This is a genomic window from Rhizobium sophoriradicis (assembly GCF_025200795.1).
GTDB classification, from domain to species: Bacteria; Pseudomonadota; Alphaproteobacteria; order Rhizobiales; family Rhizobiaceae; genus Rhizobium; species Rhizobium sophoriradicis.
Genome location: NZ_CP104152.1, coordinates 3,737,267 through 3,752,967 on the forward strand (window position 1 = coordinate 3,737,267; position 15,701 = coordinate 3,752,967).

General features: G+C 61.8%; 16 protein-coding genes and 1 tRNA gene. 9 read left to right on the forward strand and 8 right to left on the reverse strand.

The annotated features are described in order from the left end of the window. The first annotated feature begins 136 nt into the window (after positions 1-136). Together N2597_RS18310 and N2597_RS18315 are read left to right on the forward strand one after the other, a co-directional pair. On the forward strand, positions 137-1,552 hold the full coding sequence (locus tag N2597_RS18310) for a lipopolysaccharide biosynthesis protein (RefSeq protein WP_183598515.1): 1,416 nt from the start codon (positions 137-139) through the stop codon (positions 1,550-1,552). Further along, positions 1,553-2,830, forward strand: coding sequence for a GNAT family N-acetyltransferase (locus N2597_RS18315; RefSeq protein WP_183598517.1), 1,278 nt, complete (start codon positions 1,553-1,555; stop codon positions 2,828-2,830). Here the strand turns inward: N2597_RS18315 and N2597_RS18320 are convergent. Then, positions 2,827-4,455 (reverse strand): AMP-binding protein, encoded by a 1,629-nt coding sequence (locus N2597_RS18320; RefSeq protein ID WP_183598519.1) that lies wholly within the window; start codon positions 4,453-4,455, stop codon positions 2,827-2,829. The genes N2597_RS18315 and N2597_RS18320 overlap by 4 nt on opposite strands. 200 nt (positions 4,456-4,655) lie before the next feature. Between N2597_RS18320 and N2597_RS18325 the strand changes: the two genes are divergently transcribed. Then, on the forward strand, positions 4,656-5,636 hold the full coding sequence (locus N2597_RS18325) for an aldo/keto reductase (RefSeq protein WP_183598521.1): 981 nt from the start codon (positions 4,656-4,658) through the stop codon (positions 5,634-5,636). Positions 5,637-5,827: 191 nt separating this feature from the next. Here the strand turns inward: N2597_RS18325 and N2597_RS18330 are convergent, their stop codons facing one another. After that, a complete protein-coding gene (locus N2597_RS18330) occupies positions 5,828-6,406 on the reverse strand; it encodes a TetR/AcrR family transcriptional regulator (RefSeq protein ID WP_038691560.1) in 579 nt (192 codons plus the stop codon). 133 nt (positions 6,407-6,539) lie between these two features. On the opposite strand from N2597_RS18330, the gene N2597_RS18335 reads away from it, so the two are divergent. Continuing rightward, on the forward strand, positions 6,540-7,835 hold the full coding sequence (locus tag N2597_RS18335) for an MFS transporter (RefSeq protein WP_183598523.1): 1,296 nt from the start codon (positions 6,540-6,542) through the stop codon (positions 7,833-7,835). A 124-nt stretch (positions 7,836-7,959) separates the two neighbouring features. After that, positions 7,960-8,044, forward strand: a tRNA-Leu gene (locus N2597_RS18340). Between the two features lie 146 nt (positions 8,045-8,190). Here the strand turns inward: N2597_RS18340 and N2597_RS18345 are convergent. Beyond that, complete coding sequence (locus N2597_RS18345) at positions 8,191-8,478, reverse strand: hypothetical protein (RefSeq protein WP_003589997.1); 288 nt, start codon at positions 8,476-8,478, stop codon at positions 8,191-8,193. A gap of 167 nt (positions 8,479-8,645) precedes the next feature. Further along, on the reverse strand, positions 8,646-8,930 hold the full coding sequence (locus tag N2597_RS18350; RefSeq protein WP_183598525.1) for a hypothetical protein: 285 nt from the start codon (positions 8,928-8,930) through the stop codon (positions 8,646-8,648). 211 nt (positions 8,931-9,141) lie between these two features. Here N2597_RS18350 and N2597_RS18355 point away from each other — a divergent pair, with 211 nt between their 5' ends. Then, positions 9,142-10,890, forward strand: a complete 1,749-nt coding sequence (locus N2597_RS18355) for a cation:proton antiporter domain-containing protein (RefSeq protein ID WP_183598527.1) — start codon at positions 9,142-9,144, stop codon at positions 10,888-10,890. A gap of 31 nt (positions 10,891-10,921) precedes the next feature. Here the strand turns inward: N2597_RS18355 and N2597_RS18360 are convergent, their stop codons facing one another. Beyond that, positions 10,922-11,212: a hypothetical protein gene (locus N2597_RS18360; protein ID WP_038691566.1), complete on the reverse strand. Its 291-nt coding sequence runs from the start codon at positions 11,210-11,212 to the stop codon at positions 10,922-10,924. A 201-nt stretch (positions 11,213-11,413) separates the two neighbouring features. Here N2597_RS18360 and N2597_RS18365 point away from each other — a divergent pair, with 201 nt between their 5' ends. Together N2597_RS18365 and N2597_RS18370 are read left to right on the forward strand one after the other, a co-directional pair. After that, entirely contained in the window at positions 11,414-12,010 is a 597-nt protein-coding gene (locus tag N2597_RS18365; RefSeq protein ID WP_077992000.1) for a YqaA family protein, read from the forward strand. A gap of 22 nt (positions 12,011-12,032) precedes the next feature. After that, positions 12,033-12,548, forward strand: a complete 516-nt coding sequence (locus tag N2597_RS18370; protein ID WP_009991727.1) for a disulfide bond formation protein B — start codon at positions 12,033-12,035, stop codon at positions 12,546-12,548. 10 nt (positions 12,549-12,558) lie between these two features. Here N2597_RS18370 and N2597_RS18375 read toward each other — a convergent pair whose 3' ends face one another. Both N2597_RS18375 and N2597_RS18380 read right to left on the reverse strand, forming a co-directional pair. After that, complete coding sequence (locus N2597_RS18375) at positions 12,559-13,116, reverse strand: HNH endonuclease (RefSeq protein WP_077992002.1); 558 nt, start codon at positions 13,114-13,116, stop codon at positions 12,559-12,561. A gap of 111 nt (positions 13,117-13,227) precedes the next feature. Next, entirely contained in the window at positions 13,228-13,872 is a 645-nt protein-coding gene (locus tag N2597_RS18380; RefSeq protein WP_183598529.1) for a DNA-3-methyladenine glycosylase family protein, read from the reverse strand. A gap of 47 nt (positions 13,873-13,919) precedes the next feature. Here N2597_RS18380 and gluQRS point away from each other — a divergent pair, with 47 nt between their 5' ends. Then, complete coding sequence (gluQRS, locus tag N2597_RS18385; protein ID WP_183598531.1) at positions 13,920-14,801, forward strand: tRNA glutamyl-Q(34) synthetase GluQRS; 882 nt, start codon at positions 13,920-13,922, stop codon at positions 14,799-14,801. On the opposite strand, the gene N2597_RS18390 is transcribed toward gluQRS, so the two are convergent. After that, positions 14,766-15,689, reverse strand: coding sequence for a YihY/virulence factor BrkB family protein (locus N2597_RS18390; RefSeq protein WP_010061047.1), 924 nt, complete (start codon positions 15,687-15,689; stop codon positions 14,766-14,768). The two genes, gluQRS and N2597_RS18390, sit on opposite strands and share 36 nt — an antisense overlap. Between the last annotated feature and the right edge of the window lie 12 nt (positions 15,690-15,701).

Here is a 15,701-nt window from a genome sequence, read left to right on the forward strand (position 1 = left end):
TTTGCTTTTCTGCGGCAACGCCGGCCAGCTGGAGTTCCAGGTCCGCGGCCAGGGCCGTTCCGGAACCGTTTCTTAACCCTGCTCTGTCAAGACTTCGGGGACGATTTGCCTGACCTCAGAGTTTTGCGTGTTCATCATGGCGATCATAGAAACAGCGGAGAAGATGCTGCCGGCGGGCCTGCGCCCGATCGGCGGCCGAACGCTGCGCATGCTTGCGGCCGTGCTGACCGAAGGCGGCGAGAAGGCCGTCGCTCAGCGCATGGCGCTGACGGCCTTTTCTATCCGCATCCTCAGCGCCGCACTCGCCTTCGTCTCCCAGATCGTGCTCGCCCGGCTGATGGGCGAATATGAATACGGCATCTTCGTTTTCGTCTGGGTGCTGGTCGTCGTCTTCGGCGACCTCTCCTGCCTTGGCTTCCACACCGCGATCATCCGCTTTCTGCCGCAGTACAAGGCGGCGGGCGCCTTCGAGGAAATCCGTGGCCTGACCGGTGCGGCACGCATCTTCGCGCTGCTGTCCGGCATGGCAATGCTTGCCGCCGGCATGCTCGGGCTGCATCTCTTCGGTGATCTGATCGAGCCCTATTATCTCGTCCCGATCTTCCTCGGCCTGTTTGCCATGCCGATGATCGCGCTGGGCGATATTCTGGAAGGCACCTCGCGGGCGAACCACTGGCCGGTGATGGCGCTGGGCCCGGTCTATATTATCCGGCCGATCCTCATCATCGCCTGCATGCTGATTGCGATTGCGATAGGCGCGGAGCATACGGCCGTCACCGCCATGCAGGCGGCGCTCGTGGCCACCTTCGTCACCGCCCTCGGCCAATATGGCGCGACGCTTTACCGCCTTCGCCGGCATTATGACGACGGCCCGCGCAAGGTCGATTTCCTCGCCTGGCTCAGCGTCGCCTTCCCGATCTTCCTGATCGAGGGCGTCAGCTTCCTGCTGACCAATTCCGACGTCGTCGTTGTCGGCATCTTCCTCGAGCCGCATGACGTCGCCATCTATTTCGCCGCCGCCAAGACCATGGCGCTGGTGCATTTCATCAATTTTTCCGTCAAGGCCGCTTCCGGCCCGCGTTTTTCCTCGATCATCGCCGAGGGCGACCATGCCCAGCTGGCGATCGCCGCCACCGATGCCGCCCGTTGGACCTTCTGGCCGGCGCTCGGCGTCGGCCTCGCGGTGCTCGCGGCCGGCAACCTGCTGCTGTCGCTGTTCGGCGGGGCCTTCACCGCGGGTTATCTTGTCATGGCGATCCTGCTTGCCGGCATTCTCGCCAAATCGCTGGTCGGCCCGGCTGAAACGCTGCTGATGATGGCGGGTAAGCAGAACCTCTGCGTCGCCCTCTATGCCGGTGCATTGGCCGCCAATGTCGGTCTCAACCTCGCTTTGATCCCGCATTACGGCATCGAAGGCACCGCGATTGCCACCGCCTCGGCCATGGCGGTCGAGGCCGTTCTTCTGCATGTCGCCGTGCGCCGCACGCTCGGCATTGTCCTCTTCGCCTTCGCCAGCCCCTCCGCCGCAACGCCAGAAATGAGAGTTCGATAGATGGTGCGTCCGCCCCCCGTCACCGAAAGCACCGACCGCATCACCAACCGCATGATCCATGATCTCGCGTCGCTGCATTTCGAGGCACCGCAGGCCGAGGCCCGTGCCGAGATCGGCCGGCCCGGACGCGAACTTTGCCTCTATCCCGGCAAGCTCGGCTACGACCTTCAGGACGAGCTCGACTTCCTCTCCAACCGGGCGATGGAGCCGAACGTCTTTTTCTCCGGCCGCTTCCTTGCGCCCGCCATGCCGCGGCTCGAAGACAGGCAGGTGAATTTCGCCCTGATCCGCGACCACAATGTCGGCCGCAGCCGCATGCGTTTCCTGCTACCGTTTTCGGTCGACAAGCCGGGCTTTGCCGTCGGTCCCTCGATCATCCGCGGCTGGTCGAACAGCTTCGGCCCGCTCGGCACGCCGCTCGTCGACAGCGAGGATGCGGCCGAAACCCTCGACAATTTCTTCGAGGGGCTGACCATTCCTGATCTCAACCTGCCGGGCACCCTGGTCCTGCCGGATCTGAGATTGAACGGAATTTTCGTGCGCATGCTCAAGACCGTGGCGCTCGGCCGCAATCTGCCGCTCACCGTGAGCAATCCCTATCTGCGCCCGATGCTGCAGAGCGAGGAAGAGGCGCCTGCCTATCTCAGCAAGACCATCTCCTCCTCGCATATGCGCGAGATGCGTCGCCAGTGGCGTCAGCTGGAAGAACTCGGGACGGCGGTCTATGCCGTCGCCCGCCAGCCGCGCGAAATCCACGTGCGTTTCGAGGAGTTCCTGGCGATGGAAGCCGGCGGCTGGAAGGGTAAACGACGAAGCGCTCTCGTCACCGATCGCTATCATACCGCCTTCGCCCGTGAGGCGGTGTCGAACCTTGCCGCCGTCGATGCCGTACGCATCCATACGATCGACCTCAACGGCAAGGCGATCGCTGCCATCGTCGTTTTGATGATGGGCGGCGAGGCATATACCTGGAAGACCGCTTATGACGAGAATTATGCCCGCTATTCGCCGGGCAAGCTTTTGATGAGCGAACTCACCGAATGGCATCTCGACGACGCCAATATCGTCCGCTCCGATTCCTGCGCCGTCTCCGACCACCCGATCATGAGCCGCTTCTGGCAGGAGCGCGAGGAGATGGGAACGCTGGTGATCGGCCTGACGCAGAACGGCGACCGCGACATGCGCCAGGTCGCCGCCCAGCTCCACATGTACCGCAGCACCCGCAACATGGCGAAGATGCTGCGCGAAAAGATCATGTCGCTCGCCGGCCGGGGCTAACCTTCCGTCGCGGCTTTGTCTCGCAGCAGCCGGCGGATCACCTTGCCGGTCGTCGTCAGCGGCAGTGACTCGACGAATTCCACCTCGCGCGGATATTCGTGCATCGAAAGCCGCATCTTCACCCAGTCCCTGATATCGGCGGCCAGCGCCTCGCTCGGCGAGTGGCCCGGCGCCAGCACGATATAGGCTTTGACGATCTCAGTGCGCAGTGGATCGGGTTTGCCGACGGCGGCGGCAAGCTGCACGGCGGGATGACCGATCAGGCAATCCTCGATCTCGGCCGGGCCGATGCGATATCCCGACGAGGTGATGACATCGTCGTCGCGGCCTTCGAAGGTGACGTAGCCGTCCGCGTCCTGCCGGCCGATATCACCGGTGAGCAGCCAGTCCTTGACGAATTTTCGCGTCGTCGCCGCCGCGTCATTCCAATAGCCGAGGAACATGACGGGATCGGGACTGGCGATGGCGATCTGGCCTGGCTCGCCCGGCGGCAATTCGTCGCCGGCCTCATTGACGATTGCGACGCGGTGTCCCGGCACCGCCCGTCCGATGGCGCCCGCTTTGGTGACGCCGTGGGCAGCGGCAGACGAAAGCACGAAATTGCATTCCGTCTGGCCGTAGAATTCGTTGACGGTGATGCCGAGCGTGCGCCGCGCCCATTCATAGGTTTCGCGGCCGAGCGCCTCCCCGGCAGAGCCGATCGTGCGCAGCACCAGATCATATTTCGAGCGGGGATCGGAAACCGAGCGCATCAGCCTCAGCGCCGTCGGCGGGATGAAGGCATTGCGCACATCCATCTCCGCCATGATCCGATAGGCCATGTCGGCATCGAACTTCTGCGCCGGCGACGAGACGACGGGAACGCCGAGCATAAGGCTCGGCAACAGCGCGTTAAGCAGACCGCCCGCCCAGGCCCAGTCGGACGGAGTCCAGACCTTGTCGCCCACCTTTGGAAAGCCCTCATGGGCGAACTGCATGCCGGGAATATGGCCGGGCAGGACGCGGTGGCCATGCAATGCCCCTTTCGGCGGCCCTGTTGTCCCGGAGGTGAAGATCATCAGCGCCGGATCGTCGGGCGTTGTCTTCTCGCCTTCGAAGACGGGCGCATAGGATACGATGAGATCGGCAAAGGAGAGGGCGTCCGGAGCGCCATCGACGCTGATCACATGCCGCAACTCCGGCAGACGATCGCGGATTTGCCGGATCCGATCGAGGCCGAAATCATTGGTGACGATTGCCGCCGCACCCGAGATCCTCAGCCGATATTCCAGCGCCTCGATGCCGAACAGCAACGCCAGCGGCAAGGCGATCGCGCCCATCTTATAGATTGCGACATGCGCAACCACGGTCTCGAAGGACTGGGGCATCAGCAGAGCGACCCGATCGCCGCGCTTGATGCCAAGCGATGCCAGCGCATTGGCGAACATCGAAGAGCTGCCGGAGAGTTCGCCATAGGTCAGCGAAAGATGATTGCCGTCCGGACTGAAATGCTCGAGACAGACACGCTCCGGATCTCGCGCCGCCCAATCGTCGCTGACGGCGCGGCCGATATTGAAGTCTTCCGGAATCCGCCAGGAGAAATCACGATAGAGATCGTCGTAACGATCATGGGAGGGCAGTCGCATAGTCTGGCTTCCGGTGAAATGCTGCAGCAGCTAACACCTTGCGGCGCGGATGTGCAAGCCGGCGACGGAAACGGCGGCCCCATCACTTATCATTGTACGGATCGCCGCGCCGATTCCGCGTGCGTCTCCCTGCGACTTTGACGGTTTCGCACTAGATCATCAAACGCCGCACGGGGTGTCTCAATTCACGGAGTCGTTTCATGGAATACGTCAAATTCGGAAAAACCGGTCTCGAAGTGTCGAAAATCTGCCTGGGCTGCATGACCTTCGGCGATCCGGGCCGCGGCAATCATGCCTGGAGCCTGCGGGAAGAGGAAAGCCGGGCAATGATCAAGCAGGCGATCGACCTCGGCATCAATTTTCTCGATACGGCCAACACCTATTCCAACGGTTCCTCGGAAGAGATCGTCGGCCGCGCCATCAAAGACTTCGCCAAGCGCGAGGATATCGTTCTGGCGACCAAGGTGTTCAATCGCATGCGGCCGGGTCCAAACGGCGCCGGCCTGTCACGCAAGGCGATCTTCGACGAGATCGACAATAGTCTTCGCCGTCTCGGCACCGACTATGTCGACCTCTATCAGGTCCACCGTTTCGACTACACGACGCCGATCGAGGAAACGCTGGAAGCGCTGCATGATGTCGTCAAAGCGGGCAAGGCGCGTTATATCGGCGCCTCCTCGATGTATGCCTGGCAATTCGCCAAGGCGCTCTACGTCTCCCGGCTGAACGGCTGGACGGAATTCGTCAGCATGCAGAACCATCTGAACCTGCTCTACCGCGAGGAGGAGCGCGAAATGCTGCCGCTCTGCGAAGACCAGAAGATCGCCGTCATTCCCTGGAGCCCTCTTGCCCGCGGCCGTCTGACCCGCGACTGGGACGAGATGACGGCGCGCAGCGAGACCGACGAATTCGGCAAGACGCTCTACACGCAATCGATCGATGCCGACCGCAGGATCGTCGAGGCCGTGGCCGACATCGCCAGCGCCCGCGGCATTTCCCGCGCCCAGGTCGCCACCGCCTGGATCCTGCAGAAGAGCGTGGTGACCGCGCCGATCATCGGCGCGTCCAAACCGAACCACCTGGCAGATGCCGTCGCTTCGCTCACGGTCAAGCTCACTGCCGAGGAAATCGCCGTGCTGGAATCACCCTACATCCCGCACGCCGTCGCCGGCTTCAAATAGCTGCATCCTCTTCTCGGCGCCCTCATAAAGGCAGATCCTCTCCCGGCCGCGGGAGAGGAGTGGGATACGGCACCCAGCGGTCACAGCTCCGTCCTAGCGGTTACCTGAATATCGAGTAATCGGCTGTCATGACCACCGTTTCTTCACCGAGATCGTTGAGGCCAATGCGCTCATCGCCTTGCGCGACCAAATTATTTCCGCCTACCGGGATCGAGCTGCCGGCGCATCGTCACCAGAAACTGCTCGGCAAGCGCCCGGTCCTCGACCGCACGGGCCAGAATGACGGCGCCCATCATCGATGAGAGCGTGGTGGCGGCATTGGCGCGGCGCTCCTCGGCGGTATCGCCGGGAACAATATCGGCAAGCGTTTCGACCAGCACCGACAGCCCGTCGCTGAAGACGGCGCGGACGGCGCCGCGGCTGCGGCTGACCTCCTGGATCAGCGTTGCGAAGACGCAGCTGCCGCCCGGATCGTCGACCGTACGCCAATGGATATAATGGTCGAGAAGCGTTTCGAGCGGCCGGTCCGGCGAACTGGCGATATGCTCCTTCCAGCGCGTTTCGACCTTGTCGATCAGCTTGCGGCTGACCTCCAGCGCCAGCTCGTCCTTCGAAGCGAAATGACCGTAGAAGCCGCCATGCGTCAGCCCCGCCGCCTTCATAATGTCGGCGACGCCAACCCCGTCGAAACCGTTCTCGCGGAAAAGCACGCCGGCAACGCTCAGGATCTTTTCGCGGTTTTCGGCAAATTTTTCGCGGCTGACCCGCATTGCTCATCTCCAGAAAATAGTCGCTTGACAAAATATATGACGCCCATCATGAATACGCAAGAAATATGATGACCATCATGTAAATCGGCAGTCCCGCAGCGCCCTCAAATTGAATTCGAACGGAATCTTGCCCATGGTTTCCACCGTCCTTGCCTCAACCCTTGCCCGGCGCAACATTCATTACGGCTGGGTCGTCGTTGCCGCCACCTTCCTCACCATGTTGGTGACAGCGGGCGCCATGGGCGCACCCGGCGTGCTGATTAAGCCGCTGCAGGACGAATTCGGTTGGGAAACCTCGCAGATTTCCTCCGCACTGGCGATCCGGCTGATCCTTTTCGGCTTCATGGGGCCGTTTGCCGCCGCCTTCATGAATTATTTCGGCGTGCGCAAGGTCATAGTCTTTGCATTGGCGCTGATCGGCATAGGCTTCGTCGGCTCGCTGTTCATGACAACGTTGTGGCAGCTCCTGCTGCTCTGGGGCATCGTCGTCGGCTTCGGCACCGGATTGACGGCCATGGTGCTCGCCGCGACGGTGTCGACGCGCTGGTTCACCAGGCATCGCGGCCTTGTCGTCGGCATGCTTTCGGCAAGCTCGGCCACCGGCCAGCTCGTCTTTCTGCCGCTGATGGCGGAACTGACCGAGCGTTACGGCTGGCGCTCGACGGTATTCTTCGTCTGCGCCATGATCATGGTCGCCGCCCTTGCCGTTCTCGCCTTCATGCGCGACCGGCCGGCTGACGTCAATTTGCCCTCGTTGGGCGAGGAGCATGTGACGCCGGCACCGGACAGGCCGACGCTCGGCGCTGCCCTGATGACGCCGATCACCACGCTTCGCGAGATTTCAACCACCTCGACCTTCTGGATCCTCTTTGCCACCTTCTTCATCTGCGGTCTCAGCACCAACGGCCTGATCCAGACCCATTTCGTCACCCTCTGCGGCGATTTCGGCATCGTGCCGGTGGCCGCCGCCAGCGTGCTGGCCGTCATGGGCATCTTCGATTTCTTCGGCACGATCGGCTCCGGCTGGCTGTCCGACCGGTTCGACAATCGCTGGCTGCTGTTCTGGTACTACGGCCTGCGTGGCCTGTCGCTGCTCTATCTGCCTTTCAGCGATTTCAGCTTCTACGGCCTTTCGATCTTCGCCATCTTCTATGGCCTCGACTGGATCGCCACCGTGCCGCCGACCGTCAAGATCGCCGCCGACCGCTTCGGCCGTGAAAAGGCCGGCCTCGTCTTCGGCTGGGTCTTTGCCGGCCATCAGTTGGGCGCCGCCACCGCCGCCTATGGCGCCGGCCTCTCGCGCACGGAACTGTCGAGCTATCTGCCCGCCTTCTTCGTCGCCGGCGCCTTCTGCCTGCTGGCCTCGATCCTGGCGCTCACGCTGAAGAAATCAGGCCTGCCGAGCGCGGCTCCTGCCGCCGCCCATTGATCAAGCAAGATCCGGCCTCGAAGCAAGGCCGGATTTCTCCACTCGATCAGTCCGATAACTTAGCCCGACCGTCTTGCGCGCGCGGGCGCTCACATGTTAGACAGCCGCCCGGTCTGTATCCGTTGCCCCATTGGCGGAATTGGTAGACGCGCTCGACTCAAAATCGAGTTTCGAAAGAAGTGCTGGTTCGACTCCGGCATGGGGCACCAGCCTACGCTCTGTAAGCTTCGGCTCGGCGAGCCGAAGCTTACAGAGCGTAGGCTGTCGCGCCGTAGTTCCGTCAGGAACGAAGGCGGACTGGTTTCGACCAGCAGCGCCTCGATCCCGATACGGGACAATCCGCATCCAGCTGAAACTATTTATTCTTCAGCAGCCACATCTTGCCGGCCATGGTGATGCCGTAGACGTCTTTCGAGACATCGTCATCGAGGTGCCGCCGCTCAAGGAAACCCGGCTCCTTCAGCTCGCCCAGCGTCTTAGCGGTGACCGATTTGATTTTCTGAGGCCGCTCTTTCCAGCGGTCGTTCTTCGCGTAGGTCACCGTTGCGTTCTGATGCGTCCATTTATTGGCCGGCTGAGGGTAAAGGTCTCCATCCCTGGCGAGTTTCAGCGCGGCGATCTGGGACGGCGTAAGTTCAATCATACTCGAAAATCCTATGCAGGCGGTGTTTGCGCTGGAAATGCGCTTCTACCAAAGGCGTGCTCATAACACCGATGGGCGAGTTTCACCACTGCATTGAGAATATACGCGGCATGAAAGGCGAAAACCCGGCTCTTTGAACCGGGCCCCGCCCTTCTGTGATATTTTCATCAGTAACAGCGCCGCACAGTCCTGGTAACCTCGCCGTCCTCGGTCTGGCGGGTGACGCTCCTGGTTTCGCATCCATTGTCGCGATAGCGACGGCGTTCGCGTTCGCGGACACCGAAGGTCACGCCGCGCTCGCTGATGGTAATCCCGGGCCGGACCCGCTCCTGGCGATAGCCGTCGTCATCATAGGTGCGCTCTCGGACATAGATGCTGTCGGCGAGGACAGGTGTTGCAAACGAACAGGCGGCAAGCGCCGCCACAGTACAGTTCAGGATGAACTTCCGCATGTCGTTTCTCCTTCTCGTGATGAGGGGGCAACGACCTAAGCTAAAACTGGTTCCACATCGCTGGCGCGCCGGCCATGGCGATCCTTTGCCGAGAATATCTGTTCCCGACTGGCCAAGAGCGCCGACCAGGCCCTCAAAATGCAAATCAACTGTTTAATTTTGCTTAGGCTTCGTCCAAGGTGGCGACCGTTACCATCAGATGAGGGCGGACGTGCATCAGGAAGTAGGACTTATCGCGACGGTCGCCGTCAGTTTCGTTTTCGCGGCGGTCCTCGGCTATGGCGCGGACCGGCTCCGGCTGCCGCCGCTCGTCGGCTATCTGATGGCAGGTATCCTGATTGGGCCCCTGACGCCCGGCTTCGTCGCCGACACGGCCCTTGCCGGCCAGCTCGCCGAAATGGGCGTCATTCTGCTGATGTTCGGCGTCGGCTTGCATTTTTCCGCCTCCGATCTGCTCGCCGTGCGCGGCATCGCCGTGCCCGGCGCGATCGGACGGATTTGCCTCGCCACGCTGCTGGGCATCGGCCTTTGCAAGCTCTGGGGCTGGAGCTTCGGCGCCGGGATTGTCTTCGGCCTCAGCCTGTCGGTTGCGAGCACCGTCGTGCTCCTGAAGGCGCTGGAGGAGCGCAATCTTGTCAATGCGGCAAGCGGACGCGTCGCTGTCGGTTGGCTGATCGTCGAAGATCTGGCGATGGTTCTGGCCTTGGTGCTGCTGCCGGCGCTGGCAGAACTTCTCGGTGGCCATGCCGTCGATGCGACCAATCACGGTCTCGGCGAACTGCCGCTGACGCTGACGATCGGGCTGACCTTGTTGAAGGTGGCGGCTTTCGCCGCCATGGCGATCTTCCTCGGCCCTCGGATCGTGCCCTGGCTGCTGACGATGATCGCCCGCACCGGCTCGCGCGAACTCTTCACGCTGACGGTGCTGGCGATCGCGCTCGGCATCGCCTTCGGCTCGGCCGCGATCTTCGGCGTCTCCTTTGCGCTCGGCGCCTTCTTCGCCGGCGTCATCATGAGCGAATCCCAGCTCAGCCACCGAGCCGCGGCCGATTCGCTGCCGTTGCAGAACGCCTTCTCCGTGCTGTTCTTCGTCTCCGTCGGCATGCTCTTCGACCCCTCGATCCTGGTGCGCGAGCCGCTGGCCGTAATCGGCGCGCTGGCGCTCGTCATTGTCGGCAAGGCCATCATCACCTTCGCGATCGTCATGCTGCTGCGCTATCCGATCAGCATGGGCCTGACCTTGGCCGGCGGACTTGCTCAGATTGGCGAATTTTCATTCATCCTCGCCGGCCTCGGCGTCTCGCTCGGGCTTCTGCCGCATGAGGGCCAGGATCTGATCCTTGCCGCCGCGATCCTGTCGATTACTCTCAACCCCGTCGTGATCTTCGCGAGCGACGGCCTTAAGAAATATATGCATTCGACATGGCCTCTCCTTTTCGAAAGCTACGGCAGAAAGAAGCAGAAGACGCTCAGCAAGGAACTGGAAAAGATCAGGGCGCTCGGCGAGGAGCGCGAACGCCAGTACCAGCTGAAGATGCAGCAGCTGATCGAAACTTTCCCTCTATTCTCCCAGGTCGGCGAGGACGCACAGGAGGAGCTTCTACTGCTCTTCAAGGCAAAGGCCGCCCCGCCTGGAGAACGCGTCATCCGCCGCGGCGATCGCGGCGATAGCATGTATTTCATCTCCTCGGGCGCCGTCGAAGTGCGGCTCGCCAGCGGCGCGATCCGCCTCGAACCGGGCGCCTTCTTCGGCGAGATGGCGCTGCTGAGCGGCGGACGGCGCACGGCCGACGTCATCGCCGTCGACTTCTGCCAGTTCGAGGTGCTCGAGCGGCGCGACTTCAACATGTTCATGTCGCACCATCCCAATCTGCGGGCGATCGTCAGCGAAATGGCCCAGAAGCGCACGGAGATGAACGTGCTGCGTCAGCAATGGGAAAAATCGATGGATCTGTCCTGAAACCGCAGTCCGCCATCGTGCCGCGATCCGTTCAGGAATATGCCGGCCAGTAACCGTCGGAACGGAAATCCGCGGGGATGGGATCGAGCCGCGACAGCGCTTCGGCGGCGAAATCGATCTGCATCGACAGATATTGCAGCGCCGCCGGCATCGGGGCGCCGGTCACAAATTCCCGGATGCGGGAGGGATGATAACCGCTGTCGTTGAGCCGCCGGACGGCTTCCCGGCGGACGTCGTCGCGGTTCGGCCTGCCGTCCTCCTCGATACGCCAGTCCGTCAACGCGGCCTGCCCAAGGCCGCCTTCGATCACCTTGAATTTCATGTCTCGCCACCCTGCATTCCGACGCGAAAAAGCCTGCCGCAGAATGGCTGATTCGCAATCCTGCGAAATCTTGGAAGACGCGCACACACTCCGGCGTCACAAAATTTTTAGACCGAGGTGGCACGAAGGACACGGACGAGCATTTACAGCGCTGCCTGCGGCCCCTAAAGCTCTTTTGCATCGCAACAGGAAAGGAACGGAATGCTCCGCAGACTTTACGATTGGACCATGTCTCTGGCCGCGCGCAAATCGGCCGAAGTCTGGCTCGCCGTCATCGCCTTCGTCGAAAGCTCCGTCTTTCTCGTCCCTGCCGATGTGCTTTTCCTGCCGATGGCGCTCGCCAAACCGGAACGCTCCTATCGCTACGCGTTGGTTGCGACCATCGCCTCCGTGCTCGGCGGCATCGCCGGCTGGGCGCTCGGCTATTACGCCTATGATGCAATCGCCAGACCAGTTCTTGAGTTCTACAGCAAATTCGATGAATTCGAGCAATGGCGAAGCGCAATTCACGGCGAATGGGAAATCCTGTTACTATTGCTGGTGACTTCCGGCTTAGCACACCTTCCGCCGATTAAGGTCGTGACCATTCTGGCTGGCGTCATTGGCATGAATCTAGGCTTCTTTGTTATTTCCGCGATCATAGCTCGCGGTGCTCGGTTCCTGCTTTTGGCGTGGCTGCTTCGTCGATATGGCGAGCCAATCCGCCATTTCGTCGAGAAACGCCTTGGTCAGATCGTCGGCATCGGTGCAGGCGTCCTCATCACACTCGGAATCGCGTATAAACTGCTTGCCCACTGAGCCAATTTCGCGGAGTTCCGCCATGACTGCCACTTCTTCGCCGCTCGCCCGCCCCGGCTTTATCTATTCTATATTGCTCGCTATCGGCATGGCTGCGGTGGTCGGCGCCGCGATCGGTTTCCAGTATATCGGCGGCTATATTCCCTGCGCCCTCTGCCTGCTGCAGCGGCAACCTTATTATTATGCCATTCCGATCGCCATTCTCGCTGCGATCTGCGAGCTCGCCGGTCTGCCGAACTGGATTTCCCGCGCAATGATTCTCGCGGCCGGCATCCTGATGCTCGTTACAGCCGGCATGGGCGTCTATCACGCCGGCGTGGAATGGCACTTCTGGCCGGGCCCGGCCACTTGCTCGACGACGGCAAACGGGCTGACGAGCAATGCCGGCGATCTGCTCACCGAGCTCAATACGATCAAAGGCCCCTCCTGCACCGATGCGGCGCTGAGAGTGCTCGGCCTGTCTTTTGCAGGCTGGAATGTAATCGCAGGAGTTCTACTCGCGGCCTTCGCCTTTGTCGGCGTCCGCAAGGCCGCGTGATCAGGATCGATCAGGGCTGCAGCTCAGTATCCCAGTAGAGATAATCGAGCCAGCTGTCATGCAGATAGTTCGGCGGAAACAGCCGGCCGTTATTGTGCAGATCCTGCACGGTCGGCTGATAGGGCTTCTGCGACGGGAACATGCCCGCCTGCTTCGGAAGCTTGCTGCCCTTGCGCAGATTGCAGGGCGAGCAGGCCGCCACGACATTCTCCCAGGTCGTCTCGCCGCCATGGGCGCGCGGGATGACGTGATCGAAGGTCAGATCGTCATGGGCGCCGCAATACTGGCATTCGAACCGGTCGCGCAGGAAGACGTTGAACCGGGTGAATGCGGGATTACGGGACGGCTGAACGTAGGTCTTCAGGCATACGACACTCGGAAGCCGCATCGAAAAGCTCGGCGAGGAAACTGAATGTTCATATTCTGCAATGATATTCACACGGTCGAGAAATACCGCCTTGATCGCGTCCTGCCAGGACCAAAGCGACAAGGGGTAATAACTCAGCGGCCGATAGTCAGCGTTCAGGACGAGCGCCGGCAGGGCCTGTGGGGAGACTGCAATCGTCAAGGGACTCTCCTGATCGATTCGGCATCTGCACCTGTATATTAGGCCGGTTGTTACAGGATTGTGAAGTCCAATAAATTCAGAGGATAAAGGCAATTTAAAGAGTGTGACCGATCAGCCGACTGGCACCATGTCACGACGCATTTTCGTGGCGTAATAGGCCCAGAAAAGCCGGGCTGCCACCGAGCGCCACGGCGACCAGACTTCCGAAAGCTTGGCAAGCGCCTTCGCTTGCGGCCGCGCCGCAAGTCCGAGCGCCGCGCCGACGGCGTTCTGCAGCGCGACATCGCCGGCCGGAAAGACATCGGCATGGCCGCCGCAGAACATCAGATAGACCTCCGCCGTCCACGGGCCTACGCCCTTCAGCCCCGTCAGTTCGCCAAGCGCTTCGCCCGGCGGCTTCAGGCAGAGCCCGGAAAGATCGAGGCTGCCGGAGGCAACCGCTTCAGCGATCCGCGTCAGCGTATCGGCCTTGGCGCGCGATAGGCCGAATTCCCGCCATGCCTCGGGGTGAAACAGCAGGTAAGCTTCCGCCGTGAGCGGACCGTCCGCCGGCAGCATGCGCCGCCAGATCGCCTCGGCGCTGGCACGCGAGACCATTTGCGACACGATGATATGGGCAAGGCCGGCAAATCCGGGCTCGCGCAGTCGCAGCGGAAGCGGGCCAACATCCGCTGCGATCGGTGCGAGGCGCGGATCGAGGCGAAGCAGCACTTCGAGCCCCAGCCTGACGTCATTGTCGTTGCGAATGATCTGCACCTCGCGCCCCCAGTGGTTCAAAACCAAAATCCGTGGCAGAAGAAAGCATGACCACGAGCGAGCGTCAAAAACCTGTCTTTCGTTTTGCGCCGAGTCCCAACGGATCGCTGCATCTCGGCCATGCCCTGTCGGCCTTTTTGAACCGCGACATGGCCGAAGCCTCTCATGGCCGCCTGCTGCTGCGCATCGAGGATATCGACCAGGCTCGCTGCACCCCCGAATTCGAAGCCGGCATCCTGCGGGACATCGACTGGCTTGGCATCGACTGGGAAAGTCCGGTGCGGCGCCAGTCGGAGCATTTTCCGGAGTACCAGGCGGCGCTGCATGCGCTGATCGAACGTGGCCTGGTCTATCCGGCTTTCCTGACGCGCGGCGAAGTGAAGGCGCGTGTCGCCGCTTACGAGGCAACGGGCCAATCCTGGCCGCGCGATCCCGACGGCACGCCGCATTATCCGCCGATTGATCGCGAGCGGCCGGAAACCGAATGGCGGGAGATCCTTTCCTCCGGGAAAAAACATGCCTGGCGGCTCGACATGCGCAAGGCGCTCGACCTGATCGGCGAACTGCTGTTCTGGACGGAAACCGGTGACGGCAGGACAGGCGAGATCGCCGCCGAACCTGGCGTCTGGGGAGATGTCATCCTGTCGCGCTCGGATGCTCCTTCGAGCTACCATCTGTCGGTGGTCGTCGATGATGCCCTGCAGGGCGTCACCCATGTCGTGCGCGGGCTCGACCTTTTCCACGCCACATCGGTACACCGGCTGCTGCAGGTTCTGCTCGGCCTGCCGCAGCCCCTCTACCACCATCATCGTCTCATTCTCGACGCCGGTGGCCGCAAGCTTTCAAAAAGCGAAGGTGACAGCGGGCTCGCCGAATTGCGTGCCCGAGGCATGTCAGGGGCCGACATTCGCCGCCTTGTCGGGCTCTGAGCGCCGTTCGACACGCTCTCTGCCGACGATCGAAAGCGTATGCGAGAACATCCGGAAGACGCGGAACTTGATCAGCGCCGCATTGATCTCCGCGCCGATAATGAAGATGGCGCCGACCATGTAGAGAAAGATCAGCACGATCATCACCGAGGCGAGACCGGCATAGGTTGCCGTATAATTGGCGAAGGTCGCCAGATAGTAGGCAAAGATCAGCGCGCCGGCGAGCCAGAGAAGCAGCGTCAGCAAGACCCCGGGAATAACATCGAAAACCCGCCGCTTGCCGGCCGGCAGCCAGAGATGCATGACCAGCAGGCCGACGGTCAGCACGACAAGTGTGCCGTAAATGCGCCAGCTGAAGACGATGCCGAGCGTATCGGCAAACAGCGGAAACCAATTCCTGGCATAATCGAGCGCCAACGGCACCGCCACCAGCAGGATGCTGATCGCCGCGAAGATGATCACCGCGATCAGCACGTAGCCGAGGCTGGCCAGGCGGGTGAAATACCACGCCCGGGTTTCCTGCACCCGGTAGGCACGATTGAGCGAGATGCGCAGCGCTTCGACGCCGTTCGAGGCGAAATAGGCGGCCGCCAGCACCGAGATCGTCAGCAGCCCGCCGCGTTGAATGGTCAGGACCTGCAGCACCTGGTCGGCCAGCGGCTTGGCGATCGCTTCTGGCCAGGTGTCGAAGATCAGATGGATGGCGGTGGAGGAAAACTGATCGGCGCCGAGGAAGCTTGCAAGCGCGGTACCGAAGATCAGGAAAGGGAAAACCGCAAGCAGGCTCGACAGCGCCACGTGGCTTGCCATCGCAAATCCGTCGTCCTCGACCATGTGACAGATCGCGTCATAGACCACGTCGTAGATCGTGCGCAGCACCTTCCGCATTCCGTCTCCGGC